The sequence below is a fragment of the Dyadobacter linearis genome (assembly GCF_907165045.1).
GTDB lineage: Bacteria > Bacteroidota > Bacteroidia > Cytophagales > Spirosomataceae > Dyadobacter > Dyadobacter linearis.
This window is the reverse complement of the sequence record NZ_CAJRAU010000002.1, coordinates 124,375-142,134: the sequence shown is the minus strand read 5'-3', so window position 1 is coordinate 142,134 and position 17,760 is coordinate 124,375. Positions and strand designations below refer to the sequence as shown.

Annotated in this window: 15 protein-coding genes; 2 read left to right on the top strand and 13 right to left on the bottom strand. The window is 46.3% G+C overall.

The window, feature by feature from the left end; translation table 11 throughout:
• The first annotated feature begins 31 nt into the window (after nucleotides 1-31).
• Nucleotides 32-385 carry an Hpt domain-containing protein gene (locus KOD92_RS06675; protein ID WP_215232776.1) on the top strand — a complete coding sequence of 118 codons (354 nt, stop codon included), beginning with the start codon at nucleotides 32-34 and terminating at the stop codon, nucleotides 383-385.
• Here KOD92_RS06675 and KOD92_RS06670 read toward each other — a convergent pair whose 3' ends face one another.
• The 8 genes from KOD92_RS06670 to KOD92_RS06635 form a co-directional block, all read right to left on the bottom strand.
• Nucleotides 386-1,870 carry an O-antigen ligase family protein gene (locus tag KOD92_RS06670; RefSeq protein WP_215232775.1) on the bottom strand — a complete coding sequence of 495 codons (1,485 nt, stop codon included), beginning with the start codon at nucleotides 1,868-1,870 and terminating at the stop codon, nucleotides 386-388.
• Between the two features lie 158 nt (nucleotides 1,871-2,028).
• Nucleotides 2,029-3,201, bottom strand: coding sequence for a glycosyltransferase (locus KOD92_RS06665; protein ID WP_215232774.1), 1,173 nt, complete (start codon nucleotides 3,199-3,201; stop codon nucleotides 2,029-2,031).
• Nucleotides 3,198-5,384 (bottom strand): GumC family protein, encoded by a 2,187-nt coding sequence (locus KOD92_RS06660; RefSeq protein ID WP_215232773.1) that lies wholly within the window; start codon nucleotides 5,382-5,384, stop codon nucleotides 3,198-3,200. The genes KOD92_RS06665 and KOD92_RS06660 overlap by 4 nt, the downstream gene beginning before the upstream one ends.
• Nucleotides 5,381-6,052 carry a TolC family protein gene (locus KOD92_RS06655; protein WP_215232772.1) on the bottom strand — a complete coding sequence of 224 codons (672 nt, stop codon included), beginning with the start codon at nucleotides 6,050-6,052 and terminating at the stop codon, nucleotides 5,381-5,383. The genes KOD92_RS06660 and KOD92_RS06655 overlap by 4 nt, the downstream gene beginning before the upstream one ends.
• 51 nt (nucleotides 6,053-6,103) lie before the next feature.
• Nucleotides 6,104-7,318 carry a sugar transferase gene (locus KOD92_RS06650; protein ID WP_215232771.1) on the bottom strand — a complete coding sequence of 405 codons (1,215 nt, stop codon included), beginning with the start codon at nucleotides 7,316-7,318 and terminating at the stop codon, nucleotides 6,104-6,106.
• A gap of 12 nt (nucleotides 7,319-7,330) precedes the next feature.
• Nucleotides 7,331-7,720, bottom strand: coding sequence for a response regulator transcription factor (locus tag KOD92_RS06645; RefSeq protein ID WP_215232770.1), 390 nt, complete (start codon nucleotides 7,718-7,720; stop codon nucleotides 7,331-7,333).
• Nucleotides 7,721-8,076: 356 nt separating this feature from the next.
• On the bottom strand, nucleotides 8,077-9,093 hold the full coding sequence (locus tag KOD92_RS06640) for an energy transducer TonB (RefSeq protein ID WP_215232769.1): 1,017 nt from the start codon (nucleotides 9,091-9,093) through the stop codon (nucleotides 8,077-8,079).
• Nucleotides 9,080-9,670 carry an RNA polymerase sigma factor gene (locus tag KOD92_RS06635; protein WP_215232768.1) on the bottom strand — a complete coding sequence of 197 codons (591 nt, stop codon included), beginning with the start codon at nucleotides 9,668-9,670 and terminating at the stop codon, nucleotides 9,080-9,082. The genes KOD92_RS06640 and KOD92_RS06635 overlap by 14 nt, the downstream gene beginning before the upstream one ends.
• Nucleotides 9,671-9,807: 137 nt before the next feature.
• On the opposite strand from KOD92_RS06635, the gene KOD92_RS06630 reads away from it, so the two are divergent.
• Entirely contained in the window at nucleotides 9,808-11,655 is a 1,848-nt protein-coding gene (locus KOD92_RS06630) for a YfbK domain-containing protein (RefSeq protein WP_215232767.1), read from the top strand.
• Between the two features lie 54 nt (nucleotides 11,656-11,709).
• Here KOD92_RS06630 and KOD92_RS06625 read toward each other — a convergent pair whose 3' ends face one another.
• The 5 genes from KOD92_RS06625 to KOD92_RS06605 all read right to left on the bottom strand — a co-directional run bounded on the left by KOD92_RS06625 (nucleotide 11,710) and on the right by KOD92_RS06605 (nucleotide 17,669).
• Nucleotides 11,710-11,886: a hypothetical protein gene (locus KOD92_RS06625; protein WP_215232766.1), complete on the bottom strand. Its 177-nt coding sequence runs from the start codon at nucleotides 11,884-11,886 to the stop codon at nucleotides 11,710-11,712.
• Entirely contained in the window at nucleotides 11,883-12,359 is a 477-nt protein-coding gene (locus KOD92_RS06620) for a zeta toxin family protein (protein WP_255567381.1), read from the bottom strand. Before KOD92_RS06620 ends, KOD92_RS06625 begins: the two co-directional genes overlap by 4 nt.
• A 120-nt stretch (nucleotides 12,360-12,479) precedes the next feature.
• On the bottom strand, nucleotides 12,480-12,953 hold the full coding sequence (locus KOD92_RS06615; protein WP_215232765.1) for a hypothetical protein: 474 nt from the start codon (nucleotides 12,951-12,953) through the stop codon (nucleotides 12,480-12,482).
• Nucleotides 12,954-13,011: 58 nt separating this feature from the next.
• Nucleotides 13,012-17,229, bottom strand: coding sequence for a malto-oligosyltrehalose synthase (gene treY, locus KOD92_RS06610; protein WP_215232764.1), 4,218 nt, complete (start codon nucleotides 17,227-17,229; stop codon nucleotides 13,012-13,014).
• A gap of 56 nt (nucleotides 17,230-17,285) precedes the next feature.
• Nucleotides 17,286-17,669 carry a response regulator gene (locus tag KOD92_RS06605; protein WP_215232763.1) on the bottom strand — a complete coding sequence of 128 codons (384 nt, stop codon included), beginning with the start codon at nucleotides 17,667-17,669 and terminating at the stop codon, nucleotides 17,286-17,288.
• Nucleotides 17,670-17,760: the final 91 nt, after the last annotated feature.

Sequence of the window (17,760 nt, the reverse complement as noted above, 5' to 3'; positions counted from 1 at the left end):
TGTCAATTCCCGCGCCAAATAGTACCCAGAAATGAATAATTCAGCAGAAGGAGATTCTTTGATTGATATAGCTTATCTTAATGAAATAACGGGCGGAGATGAGGAGCTCAGAACAGAATTAATAGAAATGTTCGAGACGGAAACCGTTGACCAACTGGGGAATATAAAAGCATATTACACTTCTTCAAATCTGGAACAATTAAAACAGGCAATTCATAAATACCGCTCTTCCCTGTTCTCGGTAGGATTATTAAAAACTGCTTCTAAATACAAGGAAATTGAAACAACCCTGAAAAGAAATGAACCTGTTGAAAACCTGAACACAAAGCTCGGTGATCTGGAACAGGAATCTCTGGTTGCATTGCAGTTCCTGAAAGAAATCTGATCAGGTATTTTTTTCAAAATGCGCTGACTCTTTTCGGTCAATCAATAATGTAGTGTGCACGATTGCTGCGGCCATAAAAAACAGGATATTATTGGGAAACTGAACCAATGCTTCCTGCGGAAAATTGCCAATATTCAGTGCAAATATCACGAGCGTCATCGCCAGACAGTAAGTCTTCAATTCGCTATTCCTGATTTTATAAAAATTATTGATCCCCATTTTAAGGATCGTAAACATCATAAAACAGAAAAGTAATAATCCAATCCAGCCAAGCTCTACTGCCACCCGAATATATCCGCTGTCGGGGGGAAACGTCGCCAGGAAAGAATGCGGCGCAAAACGTGCACCCCAGGCGCCCGTGGACCCGAGCCCGCCACCGATCGGGTGACTTAAAATATAAGGCTGAATCCGTTTCTGATTGTGTTTTCTAACATTAAAAGACGCGTCGTCTGACGGGCGGAATGCAGTTTGAAATCGCGCAATCGTTGGACTCGAAGTGGGCATCAGGATCAGTATTGTGATAAAAACCGCAGCCACACAGGAAGCAAGCATGATCTTTTTGCTGAAATTAAGCAGCGCAAAAGGAATAAGTGCCGCCGGCACAAGCACATACGCGCCCCTCGTTCCCGAATATAGCATCGCCATCAGAAATGCAACGATCATTGCGGCGAGTATCCCTTTTTTCAGCCAGCTTCTCTTTGAAGATAACAAAGCAATACAGATCACACTCGCGCAGACCATCGTATAAGAGAACGATACCGGATCCGAAAAAATGGAGTATTTCCTCCAAATCCCGTTGATATACAACAAACTAATCGACATCGGATCACTCCACAAGTCGGCTAATTCCGCCGGGGCGATTCCAAAAAACTCCTGTTTGAAACCATAAATTGCGCCGCAAACCGCAAGTACCAGCCAGGCCCGAATCACAATGCGGATCGATTTGAGAGTCCGGAGGTGATATACGAACACGAAATACATGATCGTGACCGCCGCGACTGACCGCACCGTATACACCCACGCGAGCCGCGACTCCGCCCAGGGATTGGCGACCTGGATCAAATTATAGCCGATCCAGATCAGGATCATCACCGAAACCGGATTTTTAAAAATGCTCATTTCCCACTCACCCCGCTGCTTTACCTTGATTAAAACTCCCAGCAAAAGCAGCACTTCCAGTCCGTCCATCAGTGTTCCCAGCGGAAAATTGATACCAAGCCGGAGAATAAAAAACAGGAAAAAGCCCATCGTAAGCAGCGTTACGATTCCGAAAAGCGGGTAGACTACTATCGCGTAAACCACCGGAATCGCTATCATTGAAACCAATAACAACAACCCAGCAACCAGTCCACCGTAAATAGTAGCAATGCCGACACACACCGCAATCACTGCGAGCACGATCATTCCCACCGTTCCATTCAACTTATCAATGAGTGGAATATGCGTGAAATTGCGATCTGAATGTGCGGACAATTCGTACTTCAAAGGTTACCGGATTTAAAAAAATAGTATTTTAAAAAAGAATACAAATACGCTGATAAAAGCCAGGATTAAGGCGATAGTTCGCGTAACAGTTTGCAAATGTGTAAGTTCCGGATCGCGGACTTTATGTCTGACTTTTCTGCTTGGGAATACTTTCATTGTCAGGGCGCTTTGCGGTAAGTATGTTTGGTTGCCACCGAAATTTTGTTCGCCTTCTTCGCTTTCAGAAGCGACTTCACCTGATAGAACATAAAAACGGGGATCGAAGTAAGTGAGCGGATAATGCGTTTATCAACAGATGAATCGAATAACGGTACCAGGAATCCAGCCACGAAAACCAGTAAACCTGTAAACCAAAGTGCACTTGCCACGGGATTAATCCACAAGTCGACGAACATGAAGAGTACCGCCAGGATCAGAAAAATGAAAAGCGGCGGACGCAGCAGCACGAAGCCAAACAAAAATCGGTTCCAGCTCAGATTCTTGACGCCACTGAAAACCATATCAAAACCAAAACTGAAATATTTAAACCAGGTATTGATCCACCGCGAACGCTGGTTCACAAGCTGCTCGGATTCAGAAGTTTTTTCGTCCCACACCACAGCTTCTTCCCTGAATGCGATCCGGTGACCGCCGCCTACGATCTGCTTTTGCAGTATTTTATCAAAACCAGCCCCGACAATATCGAGGTGCCCCAATGCTTCTTTGTATAATTTCACAGTAAATGCCATTCCCGAGCCAGAAAGCGTAGCCGAAGAACCCGCACCAAACAACTTCTCACCGTCGTAATAATGGTAATAAATATCGCGGGCTGCATCCAGACAGGCATAAACAGAATCGAGATTCTTCGCTTTCCGAACTCCCTGAACCGCTACAAACCCTTCGTCGAAACACACATCGAGCTCGTTAAGAAACTCAGGATCAACCAGGTTATCGCTGTCAATAATAGCGAGGCGCTCGTGCTGTCTTCTGAAATGATTGATCGCGAAAAAGTGTGAGCGGGTATTACTGGCCAGCACGGTTTCGGGATGCAATACGATCACTCTATCACTTTCCAGGTGCAAGCCGGACGCGTCGCACTTGTCAGCGACGATGTAAACGAGGTAATTCGAATAATTCAGTCTCGAAATCGAGGCGACCACGTCGGGTAGCTGCTGCGTTTGTTCATAAGTAGCGACGATGAGCGCGTAATCTGCTTCCGCTTTTTTGACAACCGGCCGGCTTCGCTTTTTTCTTCCAGTGAAAAAATTCAGCAACAATAACCCGACCGGGAATACCAGGTAAAATCCGATCGCGATCTGGAAAAGCCACCAAAAAAACCAGATTACCTTCATTCAGTCACGTATTTTGACACTTTGCCAGTCTGCTTCAATAAGTCCTGCGCGCCGGTCAGTACCCAGCCGGCCATTTTTCCGTTCAGGCTTTTGAGGTATTCGATCTTAGACCGGTCCTCGTAAGAAATGCTCCTTCCGCTTTCAAAAACGGAAATAACCGCGTCGGAAAATGTGATCCACTCTTTCGCCTTATTCATTGAAACGAGCGAATCTGCATCGATCAAAATGGTATCATATTGACTTTTCAGGGAAGTTAATGCAGATTTGATCCTCGTTTCGTCGGCCAGTTCGTAGAGTGAAACGTCTCCGCCCTTATTGGCCAGGATTGAAATAGAACCATTTGCTGTACTCACAGGGGTCGCCTCGCCCCTATTCAAATAATCTTCCAGAAATTTCGAGCCGCTATTCAACTTAGTAATATCGCCTGCATTAAAATTGCCGTCGATGATCAGTACCCGTTTATTGATTTTGGAGAACGCCCAGGCCAGGCTCAACGTCAGCAAAGTTTTTCCGCTACCCTCGTGCAGGCTGGTTACTGCTATGATCTTCGGATCGGGAAATTCGCTATCGAGCTCAAATCGGATCGAGCGGATCAGGTTCCGGAAAATCTCAATCTTGCTTTCCTGCGTATTTTCATTCTGCAACTCGCTGATCCTGAAACCTCCACCCACATGATTTACAAAACCCAATACCGGCCTGTCCGTTGCATTGGCAAGCTGCTGCGGGTAGCGGATCGAAGAATCCAGGAAATAGAGGATAAATAATATAAACAGGCAGAATGCAAAGCTGATTACGCCGGAGAGGATGATCAATACGATTTTCTTGGAAGGCTGGATCGTACCCGGAAGCGCCTTTTCAGCCACTTTCAAAGTTGCCGGAAAGCTCGATTGCAGGCGTGCATCGTTGTATTTCTGCAAAGCTTCCATGTATTCTTTGCTCGCAATATCGATCGCAGTTTCAAATTCCTGGACTTTCGCTTCGTTGGGTACCAGCCCGTCGAACCGGTTATTCAATGCTTTCATTTCAGCTTCAATAGTCGCTAAGCTATTGGCTGCCAGATCTTTCTCCACTTCCATGGTCAGCTTCTGAGAGACCAGATTTTCTTTCACTGATAACGGATTGTACAGATACCGGTCGGTAGATTCGTCGATCTGCGCTGAAAGTTTAGTCTGAATAGAATCAAGGCTCGCTTTGTACTTCGGGTCAAAATTGCTTTTTACATAAGCCTCATTAACAGCCCGCAGCCGCTGCTTGGTCGCCACGATATTCTGATTAATGGTCGAAACCGCGCTTTCAAAATACTTGCGGTCATTTGCATTGAATTTGTTCTCGATATTTTTGATCGCCACGCCGTAAGCAATCACATCTTTCTTTGCAACCTCGCGACGGAGCTCAAACTCAGCCATTTGACCGTACAGACTTTTCGCCTGTTCATCCAGGTTCAGCACCCGGTTGCGGATCTTGTAGTCGCGCAGCCCGTTCATCTGAACGCGTAGTGCGAGGCGCTTTTGTTCCAGAAATTCGGCCAGGAAATTGATCGTCTTATTATAATTGTTCGCCAGGCGGAAAGCGTACATTTTGATAAAATCATCGCTGAGCGTATTGATCACAAATGCGGCCATCTCCGGATCTCTGGCCTCAAATTCAATATTGATGAAATCACTATTTGAAAGCCGGAAAATGGTCAGCTTTTTCTGTATACTTTCCGCATCGTACTGCATATCATCCAGAATATCCAGCAATTTTTTCTCAAAAGGAACAGCCGGCGAAAGCTCCTGCTGGGTTTTATATTTCTGTGTCAAAACAGCTGCCGCCTGGTTTTTCGCATTCTGATCCAGTGCCTGCAATGTTTTGGAAGGTTCAGCAAAATCATCCTTTTCTGCTGCTTTCAGATCGTGCAGCAACAGTTGATAGGAAACCTGGTCCAGCACTTTTTTCTGCGACATCATCTGAATAATGTTGTCGAATTTGCGCGAGATCTCGAAATCCTGTTCGGTTCCGGTACTCATTAAACCCTGCTCTGTTTTGTCCACGAGCCCGGTCGCGATGCTGCCTTGCGCCTTGTATTGGTCGGGAAGTGATTTGACCAGAAAATACGCCGCTACCACGGTAATCAGCGGTACAAATATCAATACAAACTTATTTCTGTATAATATGCTCAGGAATTGTGATAGCTCTGTCATTTGATATCTTCCAGTTTTTGTCCCAATAACTCTTCCAGGGCGCTCTTAGAAATGAGCACGTCCGCCTCTGCGGAAACCCTGGCCTGCTGCCTGTCCGAAATCACGACCAATGCTTTGCTATATTCTTCCAGGGAGGTCTCCCCTTTTTCATATTTATATTTAAGCTCCTGTGCGAGTGATTCCACATCATGCAGCGCGTCAGCTTTCAACCTGAGCAACACTCTGTACTGTGAAAAGGCAAAATATCTTTGCTTTACGTCGGCTTCCAGATTCAGCATATAAGTATCACGATCGTGCTCGACAGCCCGCAGCTCGCTTTTCGCCTGTTTGATCAGTGCCGGTTTTTGAAGCAGCGAGCCGATATTTACGAAAAAACCAAACTGGTATCCGTTCAGGAAGTTTGGGTTAATGGTGCTTGCCAGCCGGTCGGGGCTGTACAGGTACGAAAAAGAGAGAATTTCGAAGTAGGACAACTTCATTTTTTTGGCGTTGTAATCGCCTGCATCTACCCGCGCCTGGTACAGTTTCAGTTTGGGATAGTTCTTCTTAGCGAGTTCAACCAGCTTTTCCAGGTAAGGGTACGAAATTTCATCTGCTAATGAATTTTGCGCCTTTGCGGAAGCTAAAAAGGTGAAGAAGAAAAAAGTTAGGAAGCAGAAGTATCTCATTTACAGGGGTTATGATGAATGATAGTTTTTATAGAGAGGGTAGTAAATGCATTAAACGTTTTCGGATTGCAGTAGTGCGGGGAAGGTTTTCAATATGATATGCATATCCATTTTGAATGAGAATTCTTTGGCGTAAGTAATATCCAGCTGTGTACGCTCCTCTTCGGACATATCCGCTTTCCCTTTGCCGCGCTTGGTCACCTGCCACAAGCCGGTAAGACCGGCCGGGGCCGCGAAACGGAATATTTTGTCGTCGGTAGTCATTTTTTCGGCTTCGTAAAGTGGCAGCGGGCGGTTGCCTACCAGCGACATATCGCCTTTCAGGATATTGATCAACTGCGGCAGTTCGTCGATACTCGAATTCCTCAAAAACTGCCCAAGCCGGGTAATGCGCGGATCGTTCTGGAACTTCATAAAAGCCGCTTTCTGCTCCTTCTGAAAATGGTACAGCTTTTCGCAAATCTCTTTCCCGTCGTGGAAAAGAAGGCTTTTGCATTGCCCGCCTGCCCTGCATTCGTCGCAAAGTCCGCCGTTTTCGATTTTCTCTACGGGCTCAGTGGTTTTGTTATACATACTTAACGCAGCCATTTTACGAATCAGCTGATCTGCGTCTGTGCGCATTGTACGGAACTTGTAGAGGTCAAAAATCTTGTAGCCGCTCCCTACCCTTTTGGATTTGTAAAAAACAGGCCCTTTTGAGTCCAGTTTGATCAGAATTGCAATAAGAAGGAATACCGGCAGCAGTAAAAGGACTGCCGTACCAGTGGTAGCAATATCGATTGCACGCTTCCATGCCGGCGTGTGCCCGCCCTGGGTGCCTATTTTTTGATGGGCTTTATTGGCAACGTACCATTGCCTTTTCTTGAAGTATTTGATGCGGGTAATCAGGTCACCATCATCGAAATTGACCGAAAAAATGTCATCAGCATGTTTCGCGCGCGCGGTGGCAATAGCATCTTCCGAAAGCTTGTCGACCATCAGTACGTAAGGGATATTGCCGAAACCTGCGGAGCTGCGAATGAAATCGAGCAATTCTGTACCGCCGCTATTTACGTGCGCGATGATCACATCAGCGGGAAAGTTTTCCTGCAATGCGGCCAGTACACTTTCTTTGCTGCTGAAATACTCGACTTGCAACGCAGCTGCGAAATGCTCTGAAAATTTAAGGTAATGCTCAAAATCGGAATGAAGGTACATAACCCTGAAATGAGCTGTATAAGACTTCGTCTCTGCACCCATTACCGGTATCTCACTGGCCATTTCCATGTTTCTGACTGGTTAGGAGTATCGTTTACTACGCCGCAGTATTGCATTGATCTTGGCGTGCACTTCCATTGGATTGAAAGGCTTTACCATAAAATCGTCGGCGCCCAGGTTGAGACACTGGATCCGCTCGCTGCTTTCGTCCGAGCCCGACAATATGATCACGGGGATATCTGCGTATAAATTGCTGGCTTTGGCAACTTTCAAAAATTCTTTACCGCTGAGATTAGGCATGTGAAGATCCGCGATGATCAGATCGGCTTTGTTACCTTCTTCAAGCCACAACATCCCTTCTGAACCGTCACTCTTGACAATGACACTGAAATCCTTTTTTAAAAAATGCTCCAATATTTTAGTAATACTGGGCTCGTCGTCGATAATCAACAGACTCCTTTTACTATCCATGCTTGGGTTAAATAAATTTTTTCTCGATAGGTTTTTCTGTTCCGTGCGTCAACACTACCCCAAATTATTTTGTAGATATAGTAATAATACTTATGATAACAAAATGGCTGTTTTAAAACTTTGGTGCAGTAGCATTCCAAGACCTTGTAACGCTTAAATATGCCTTGTTTTACAGGAAAACCCGATAACGAAAATTACGTAGTGGCATTTATTTTCAAGTTGTTAAAGAATGGATGCGAAGAGTAGACAGTAAAATTATATACTGGCAGCTACACCACAAAAGATAAACAATCTAAATTACGAATTTTTTCAAATTAGTTCTACGAAATTATTGTAACCACTTGATTTGATTGAGTTTACTCCTTTAAGCGTACCCCAATGGATACCCTTACCGGTGACTCTGCCAACGCTCCGTCTCCGGCAGCAGGGATCCAGGAAGGCCCCTGGCGGATTATTTGGATAGCCTGGTCCCATAGCTCAGCCGGGCCCGACACTTTGAAGTCAGACAGCGCCCCGTCCGTTTTGACTATGAATTCGACACGCACCGTCGTACTGTCTTTACTTGTGAGCATATTTTGGTGAAGATAATCCTGGTAAGCCAGCCACCCTCCTGCCGGTTTGGCGATTCCGAAGTTCAATATAGAGTCGGGCAGGATTCCCTGTGGGCTGAAAGCAGAAACCGTCGTGCGAGAAGTGTAACTCACCGAATTATTCGAAGCTATTCTGGTCTTCTTTAACTGCTCACGCGCATCCTGCAGAGGTTGCGGCGCTGCTGGAAATGCCGAGGGTACCGGCTCGCCCGTCGCAATGCGCTCCTCTGCCGCATCTTTGGCCAATATTTCTCCGGCAGGCTCCGGGTCCGCGGGCACAATTGCGGGAACTGAATTTTTATCAATTGATGAATAAGCGGTTCTCGGCAACGATTTGATATTAGGCTCGGGCGAAACAGGCGCGCTTTCAGGCTGGCTTTTCGGTTCCGTTACGATTCCGTTTTCCGGACCTACTTTCGCTTCCGGCACCTGTATGCTTACTTCTTGATTTACAGTTTCATTTCCATTACGAAAAAAGGCAAGCCACGTTACTCCCAAAACAAGCAGAATAGTAGCAGCCGCTGCGTAAACCTGGAATGCAATGCGTTTAGCGGATTTTTTGCCTATTCTTTTTTGAAGCTGACCGGAAAGCTCCTGGCTGATATTAGTAACGTTCAGCCCATTTTCCTGCATCAATACAAAACCTTCATAGGCTTCGGCATAAGCGGGGTCAGCAAGCAGCTTTTTCTCAAAAACATTTTGCTCCCGGCTCGACATTTCACCGCTGTGGTACCGGTGAAATTCCTGAAAACTCGCTGCATTACCTGTATCAAAAGTTGCCATTTCTATCCATACATATTTTCAGATTTCGCTTTCCATTCTGGATATAGCTCTTCACTTTACTCAACTCAAAACCCGTTTCTGCTGCAATTTCCCGGTAGCATTTGTCGCGCAGGTAGAATAGCTCGACGGTCACTTTCTGTTCACGGATCAGGGTTTCCATACATTTTTCCAGCGAAAGGAGATGTTTCTCTGAGATATCAAAATCCTCATTTTCAATGTGATAAGCCAAACTTAAATCTTCCGGGCCAGCCTGATCATCTGCTGTTACAAATATGCGCTGCGACCGGAGCTGCATTAAGCAATAGTTGCGGCTGACCGTGTGCAGCCAGCTTTTCAGATTGGTTACCTCGTGTACTTTAAGTTCGGTCACCAGTTTTTCAAAGAGCTGCATCACCGCATCTTTCGCCTCATCTTCTGCTTTCAAATATTTGTAACAAATAGCAAAAACCATTTCCATGTAGGGTGCATACAAAGTCCCGAGCAGGCCGACATCACCAGACTGCCGGTAAGCTGCCAGCTTCTCCGACTCGGTCAGCGCATCATTTCCATTATTTCTGAAAACCCTTAAAAAATTCACACGTGTATGCTTAGTGAAAAACCTTATCGGCTAGCTGGTAGATGCTGTAGTTGAAAATTTTCCATAAATATTTTTCAAGAATTTATGGAAATGCATTTGCGGCTGCATCCAGTCAATAAACTAAAACTTTGCGAACCATGAAAGGAAAGATCGTAATACTCCTTGCATTATTTCTAAGTGCATTTGCACTGTTGCCCGACCGGACTTTAACAGGCATTGTGCGCGATACCCGTCAAAATCCTGTCGCCCGGGCGATCGTGAGTACGAAAGATGGAAAAGTGCGTGCGATGACGGATAACGCGGGAAAGTTTAAGATCACAGTCCCTGCATATTCCAAATCACTGCAAGTTGTGGCAGCCGGTTTTGTATCCAAACAAGTTCCGTTGACCGCCGCAAACGATATTCAAATTGAACTACAACCGCAGCCGCTGCCTCCCGGCGATGTGAATATTGCCTACGAATCTGCGCCAAAACAGGTTACCAGTGATTTTGCTACCATGTCGGTACCGGCGGGAAATGCCAGGACATTGATTCGCCAACAGGCGAATACAGAAAACTATAAAGTAATAAATGAAACGGGATTTCAGAATGCGCGGCAGCAGGCGGTTACCACCTTTTCAGTCGATGTGGACCGGGCTTCTTACAGCAATGTGCGCCGCTTTCTGAATGCAGGAAAACTGCCGCCTGTCGACGCAATCCGTATTGAGGAAATGATCAATTATTTCGACTATTCCTACCCGCAGGCGAAAGGGGAACATCCCGTAGCAATCCACACCGAACTCACTGATTCTCCGTGGAATAAGGGATTGAAGTTGCTTCACATCGGAATGCAGGCTAAAACGATCCCGACAGAGAATCTGCCAGCTTCCAACCTCGTCTTCCTGATCGACGTATCCGGCTCGATGACGGACGAAAACAAGCTTCCGTTGCTGAAACAGGCATTTAAACTATTGGTAGACCAGCTCCGTGAAAAAGATCAGATCGCCATTGTAGCTTATGCAGGAGCGGCGGGCACTATTCTTCCGCCTACTTCCGGCAAAGAAAAAGTAAAGATCAAAACGGCGCTTGACGAGCTCGAAGCCGGCGGCTCGACAGCTGGTGGCGAGGGTATTCAGCTAGCTTACAAATTAGCCAAAGACCATTTTTTACCAAAAGGGAATAACCGCGTGATCCTCGCTACCGACGGCGATTTTAATGTAGGTGTTTCGAGCGAAGGCGATTTGCAGCGGCTTATTGAAGAGAAACGAAAAGATGGTATTTACCTGAGCGTTATGGGTTTCGGTATGGGAAATTACAAGGATAACCTGGCCGAAACACTGGCAGATAAAGGCAATGGTAACTACGCATATATTGATAATATTCAGGAAGCGCAGAAGGAATTTGTGCACGAGTTCGGCGGGACGCTTTTCACGGTTGCCAAAGATGTAAAGATCCAGATCGAATTTAATCCTGCGCACGTGCAGGCTTACCGGCTGATCGGTTACGAAAACCGTGCATTGAAGAATGAAGAGTTCCATGACGATAAGAAAGACGCCGGTGAAATGGGCTCGGGCCACACGGTTACTGCCATTTACGAGATCGTCCCAGCCGGGATCCAGCATGCATATCTGCCTAAAACGGATGATTTGAAATACCAGAAAACGAATATCTCTGATCTCGGAAAAACCGAGGAAATGCTCACTATCAAAGTGCGGTACAAAAAGCCCGACAAGAACGAGAGTGTCTTATTTGATCTACCAGTAAAAAATGCGTCCAAGTCGCTGCAAGCAAGCTCCGAAAATGTACGTTTTGCAAGCGCGGTTGCGCAATTCGGTCTGCTGCTCCGCAATTCGGAATTTAAGGGAAACGCCTCTTACGCCAACGTAATAAATCTGGCCAAAGGTGCATTTGGAAAAGATGAAGAAGGCTACCGGTCCGAATTTGTAAAGCTCGTAAAAATCGCTCAGGCGATAGATAACCGCGCAGAAACTGCGATTAAGGAGTAATGTACCCAGCCCCAGCCCGCTGGTGAGCGGGCTGGGGCTGGGTATTATTTAGTTTTAGGCATGTTTAAGCAGATCTTTTGCAGGTACATGCCTTATTTTTCCCTCCTGATCTTCAATTACGACAGTTTCATTTCTCGCTGCGCTTTCGACCAGCATTTTGTCAACGGCCTTTTTCACACCTGCAACAATTCTCTCACTAAGTTTTTGAAAAGATTCTTCTTCGTTTTTCATATTTGCGATTGGCTGATCTGTTGCCAAATATCTTCATTTGTTACGGTTATCTCATTGTCACGTCCACCAATTGCGATTGTCGAAGGAGAAGCACTCGCATTACTCACTATCAGCCAATTGTCACATATTGGCATATATAGCCGAAAGAGATTATCCAGCCCTCTCTGATATCTTCTTATAATTGTCTCGTTCGGAATCGAATGACCTCCTTTTCTCACACGCATTGCAACCCTTTCTATCGCCATTTCCGGCGATGCAAGCCAAAAATAAATGAGTGTAATTGAATATCCTTTCGATCTGGCCTCTCTGACTGTAGATACGTAACTTCTGGTCGAAAGTGTAGTTTCAAGTGCAAAATCAACTCGGGAGTCCAGTAACTCTTTAATTCTCTTTAACATAATTCGTCCAGCTTCAAACGCAACATTCTCGGGATTGAAAGGCGATAATCCCGCGGCGATGTTGTCCGCATTCACAAACTACCGGCACCTTAAAATTTCTGGCAGTATTGTAAAGCTGGCGGTAGTTTTGCCAGCACCATTGCAACCCGCGATTATGTATAATGTCGGCACTGGACTCCGGTTAATTTTCTCAAATTATTTCTCTGCCTTAAACTTCAGCACAATTCTGGTAACATTCGGATAGTCGTAGGCGGTGCTTTGGGTTTTCATGGAAAATGATTCTTTGGTCACGTCGGCGGGCGAGATGGACCAGTCGCTGGGAGAAGGCTTGGCACCTGGCAACCCTACCAGGATATTCTTCTCATTGGCTTTCCATTCCAGCAAAAAAGGTTTGGTTTCGCCTTTGAATACCCCAGAAAAAGTCCCGCCCTTTTTGATCTCGACCACTTCCATGTACCGCTGGAAATCGATGCCGCCAAACTGCTGCGTCATTTTTCCATTCTGAAACGTAGCGACATCATTCACCCGTATTTCATCAATTTTCCATTTGGGAGAAGAGATAAGCAACTCAGCAGCTTCTTCCGGACTGTCTGCTTTTTGCTGACAAGAGACAATCACAGCTAACAATACCAGTAACCGGATAACCGAAGTCGTTTTCACCAAACCCATAATTCAAAAGGACAAATACATTTACAAACCACAAAGTAAGTGCAGCGTTGTGAAAATACTAGTCGCGATTGAACAATACCGCCAGTTCAGCTAAAAACTGTTCGTCTTTCTCAGTAATCTGTCCGGGCAAAAGGCGCCACGCCCAGTTGTTTTCGTTGGACCCGGGCAAATTCATTTTTGCTGTTTCATCCAGGTTTAATACGTCCTGCATAGGAAGCATAGCCACGTTCGCGACAGAACTGTAAACCATGCGCGCCATTTCGCGGTAAGCATTTTGTTCGGTAATTTCCTTTCCTGAATAGGCTTCAATCCGCTTTTTGACACCATCTTCGGCCACTTGTTTGAACCAGCCCCTTACTGTATTATTATCGTGCGTTCCGGTATAAGCAATGAAATTAGCCGAGTAATTATGCGGGATATGATCTGATTGTGGCATATTCTCATCAAATGCAAACTGCAATACCTTCATCCCCGGCAATGCAAATTTATCACGTAGCTTATATACCTCCGGACTGATCTCCCCGAGGTCTTCTGCGATAAAGGGCAGCTTGCCCAAAGCTTTCTGGATCGTTTCAAAAAAGTCCGCATCCGGCCCGATCTTCCAGGTACCATTTACCGCAGTAGTCTCACCACCAGGCACTTCCCAGTAATCTGCGAATGCTCGGAAGTGGTCCAGCCGAACCATGTCGAATAGTTCGATATTCTTTGCAAGGCGATCGATCCACCACTGGTAACCCTCGTTTTTGAGTTGATCCCAATCAAAAACGGGCATTCCCCAAAGCTGGCCGTCTTCCGAAAATGCGTCTGGCGGTACACCGGCGATCCCGCTGATTTTGCCCGAGGGCTCCACGCGGAAGAATTTGCGGTTTGCCCAAACGTCAGCCGAATCGTAACTAACGTAGAAAGGAATATCCCCTAGCAACTTGATATCGAGGCTGTGGCAGTATTTCCGGAGATTTTTCCATTGTTTATCAAACACATATTGCTGCCATTTCACGAAACTGATCAAATCCTCTTCCGATTCCTCAATCTGTGCAATCGCAGCCTGTTCACGTTCCCGATATTGCTCCGGCCATTCGTACCACGGATTTCCATCATGCATTTTTTTCAATGCGATGTAGGTAACAAAGTCGGGAAGCCACTCGGCATTCTTCTCACAAAATTCCTCAAATGCTTCCCGTTCGCTCTCGTCATTTTTCTCTTTATAGCTTTCAAAAGCCTTTGCCAGCAGCTCGGTTTTTAATTCTTCGGCTTCACTGAAATCTACTGTCGAAGCAGGTTCCTGGTGATAACCTGCCAGCCACTCCCGATCCAGAAGTCCGTCATTTGCAAGCAGATCCGGACTGATCAGCAGCGGGTTACCTGCCCGGCTGGACACCGCGCTATAAGGTGAATTTGATTGCGATTCCTCCGTCGGATTTAATGGAAGTATCTGCCAGATCTTCTGGTCTCCGCGATTGAGGAAATCGGCAAATGCAGTTGCTTCTGGCCCCAGATCGCCTATTCCGTAGGGCGAAGCGAGTGAAGTGATGTGAAGCAGCACGCCAGCTTTACGTTCATTATCCGGTTTGGATCCCTTTAAAATAGCAACCGGCAGCGAACTGAATATTTCACCAGGAGCCAATTTACCCTGCAATTCCAGCTGGTCGCCTCCCAGGATATTTGTCCATTCGGGAGCAAGATTATCCGGCAATACCACGGTGGTATCTTTCCAATCCAGGTCGAAAAACGTAGTCTGCTGCTCGCGGCAAAGCGTCGAAACGTTCAGCGGGACCACAACTACATAAAAATCTTTTTTGCTCTTTCTGGCAAAAGCTAATAAGTGTTGCTTGTATTCACCGCGGGTTTTAAGCGCAACATATTCACCTTTTGTAAACAGCAGGCTGTGTTCGTTTCTGAGTTTAAATAAATGGTTGGTCAGCCAGAGTTTGATCTTTGCATTCGAGCGTTCACTCCACAATTTTGACGATAATTCATCTGAGCCAATGTTTTCCACTTCGGTTAACCAATCAGCACGTTTGGCGTAATCCACCGGGCGACGGTTATCCGGGTCGACCATGCTCAAATCCCACAACTCGCAGCCCTGGTACACATCAGGAATACCCGGACAAGTGAATTTGAGTACCAGTTGGGACAAAGAATTAATGATACCGTAGTCAGCGATCTCTTTCAGAAATGCTGTAAAGTCGGTATAGAACGGACTGTCTTTTTCAAGAATTTTAGACACAAAATCCTTTACCTGACCCTCATAAGCCTCATTCGGCTCAGCCCAATTCGACTTAACCTTACCCTCCCGCATTGCCTTTTGCAGGTACTCTTTCAAGCGGCTTAAAAATTCGTCGTCTTCTTCGCCCGGCATTGGGTGCGCCCCTGCAATAGTCTGATAGATAAGGTATTCATCGTTCGCATCCGGCGCATCTTGCCTGATATCCGCATTCAATTGCTGCCAATGCTTCACTTTCTCAGTCCAGATCTCGCCCAGGTCGGTCAGTACGTTGAGCCGCGCGCGCACGTCTTCTCCCCTTTTCGTATCGTGTGTCGAAGTAGCATTCAGCGCCAGCGGCCAGTGCTTCTGCCTGTTGTGCATGTACTTATGGAAATCCTTAACCGGCACGCCGAAACGGTCCGGAAAATCGCCTACTTCGTTGTGTCCGATGAAGCGGTGATTGGTGTACATCAGCGTATCTTCTCCGCCTTTGGCCATTAACGGCCCCGAGAACTGCATGCAGCGCTGGTAAAATTCAAGCGCCCTCGCCTGGTAGTTTTCATCCTCCTGCTCCGGCGTATCGATCAGGCATTTTTCGAACAGGTTCGCAGCAGCTTCCAGGTTAGGATGAAACGTAATCACTTCTCTGATAACAGCTTTCAGCGCAGTCTGATCTGCCTCTGGAAGCGGCATTTCATTTCCGTAATACCGATAAACCGGGCAATGCACAAGCAGTTCGCCGATGAAAGCTTTCAGATCTTCCTTCCCTATTTCCTTCAAATCCTCAGCATCGGCCAGTTGCAGCTCTACAAATAGCTGGTAAAGGTTTTCCAGCTCGCCGCCCATGTGACCATATAATATCTCCGATTTCTTGCTTAACAGCTGATCATGGATCGTCTTATCCGAGCCCGTGAGCTCCTGATAAAAAGCACTAAAAGCGGGCTCTGCGTTTTTATTTGTGAAAATATTATTGACCATCGCCAGGAATTCGTAACCGGTTGCTCCCTGAATAGGCCACTCGGTCGGCATGTCTTCCTCTTTTTCCAGGATCTTCTCAGCAATAATATAAGTCTCCTCTCCTACTGCTGTCCGCAGTTTTTTCAGGTAAGAGTTTGGGTCAAAAAGGCCGTCGATATGATCAATGCGCAATCCCTGGAATATTCCTTCGCTCACCAGTTGCTTCACCAACTCGTGGTACGCATCGAAAACATCATCGTTTTGCATATTGAGGCAGATCAGACCGTTGACGGTAAAAAAGCGTCGGAAGTTGATCTTCTCTTCGGTAGCTTGCCAGTGGCAAAGCGCATAGGTTTGCAGGTCGACAATCTCTCTCAGCCGCGCCGGGTCTTCATTATAGTATTGCAGCGCCTTTTCCAGAAATCCGCCGATCTGCTCGGTTTTAGCCAGCGAAGCCAGTTGTAATTTCAACTCATTGAATCTTTCTGAGAAAGCGCGCGATTCTTCAACTTCGTTGATTTCCTTCAACTGGCTAACCAGTTGCTGCACCGATTGCGGCTGATCCTCACTTGCATACGAAAGAATGGCGACGTAAGCCCGAAGATTTAGCGGGAACACAGAGCCCTCGTAATCCATCACCAGCTTGTCGCCGGCATAGTCGAGTCGCAACTGCCCGCCTTCAATGACTTCGCTGAGGTCTTTTGTCAAAAACGGCACCATGATCTTGCCGTGGAACATTCTGTTGTTCCAGGCAATGTCAAAAAACGAGGCATATTGCGATTGTATACCCTTTTCGAGTACGTCCATCAGCCACGGATTTTCGGAGTGGAATGCCATGTGGTTGGGTACAATATCCTGTAACCAGCTAATACCAGCTTCTTTAAGCTGTCCGCTGATATCACGCAGGTCTTCGAGCGAGCCTAGTTCAGGGTCTATCGCTCCCGGGTTTACGCCATCGTAACCGTGCGTACTTCCCGGTGTAGATTCCAGTATAGGTGATGCATAAATGGCCCCCACACCAAGCTTTTTGAAGTATGGTATCAATCTCTCAAAATCAGTGAAAGAGAATTCTGTATTGAATTGAATGCGGTAAGTAGATGAAGGATAATTCATATCTGGCTATTGGTTTTCTGAAAACCTGCACTCTAAATATTATGCCAGCCGCGTATTCAGTCCTGTTCTGCCAGGAGCTTTTTTAGGAAAGGAATGTCCAGAGGTTTTGGAAGCAGCCTGATGATAAATGGATCATTTTCCGCCAGGACCAAGTCATTTGCATCAACCGTGGAGGAGATCATGAAAAGCTGGATACGCTCGCGGATATCCTCGTCGATCAGCCCATATTGCATGGCAAATTCAAATCCATTCATTTCGGGCATTTGAAGATCAAGCAGGATGACGGTCAATGGAATCTGAACCGTTTGCCGGTTGAGATATTCAATCGCTTCTACCGGCGAGGCAAAAGCCAGCACGTGACTCGCCAGCCCACTCCGTAAGAGCAGTTTTTCCTGCGTGAACAGGTCGAATACACTATCATCTATAATGATAAATTCCATTGAGTGGAGGCAGGAGACGATGACGTAACTGCCGGGCGAATGTTAGGTATTCTAATAATAAAAGACAGATTTTTTTTATACATTTAAAATA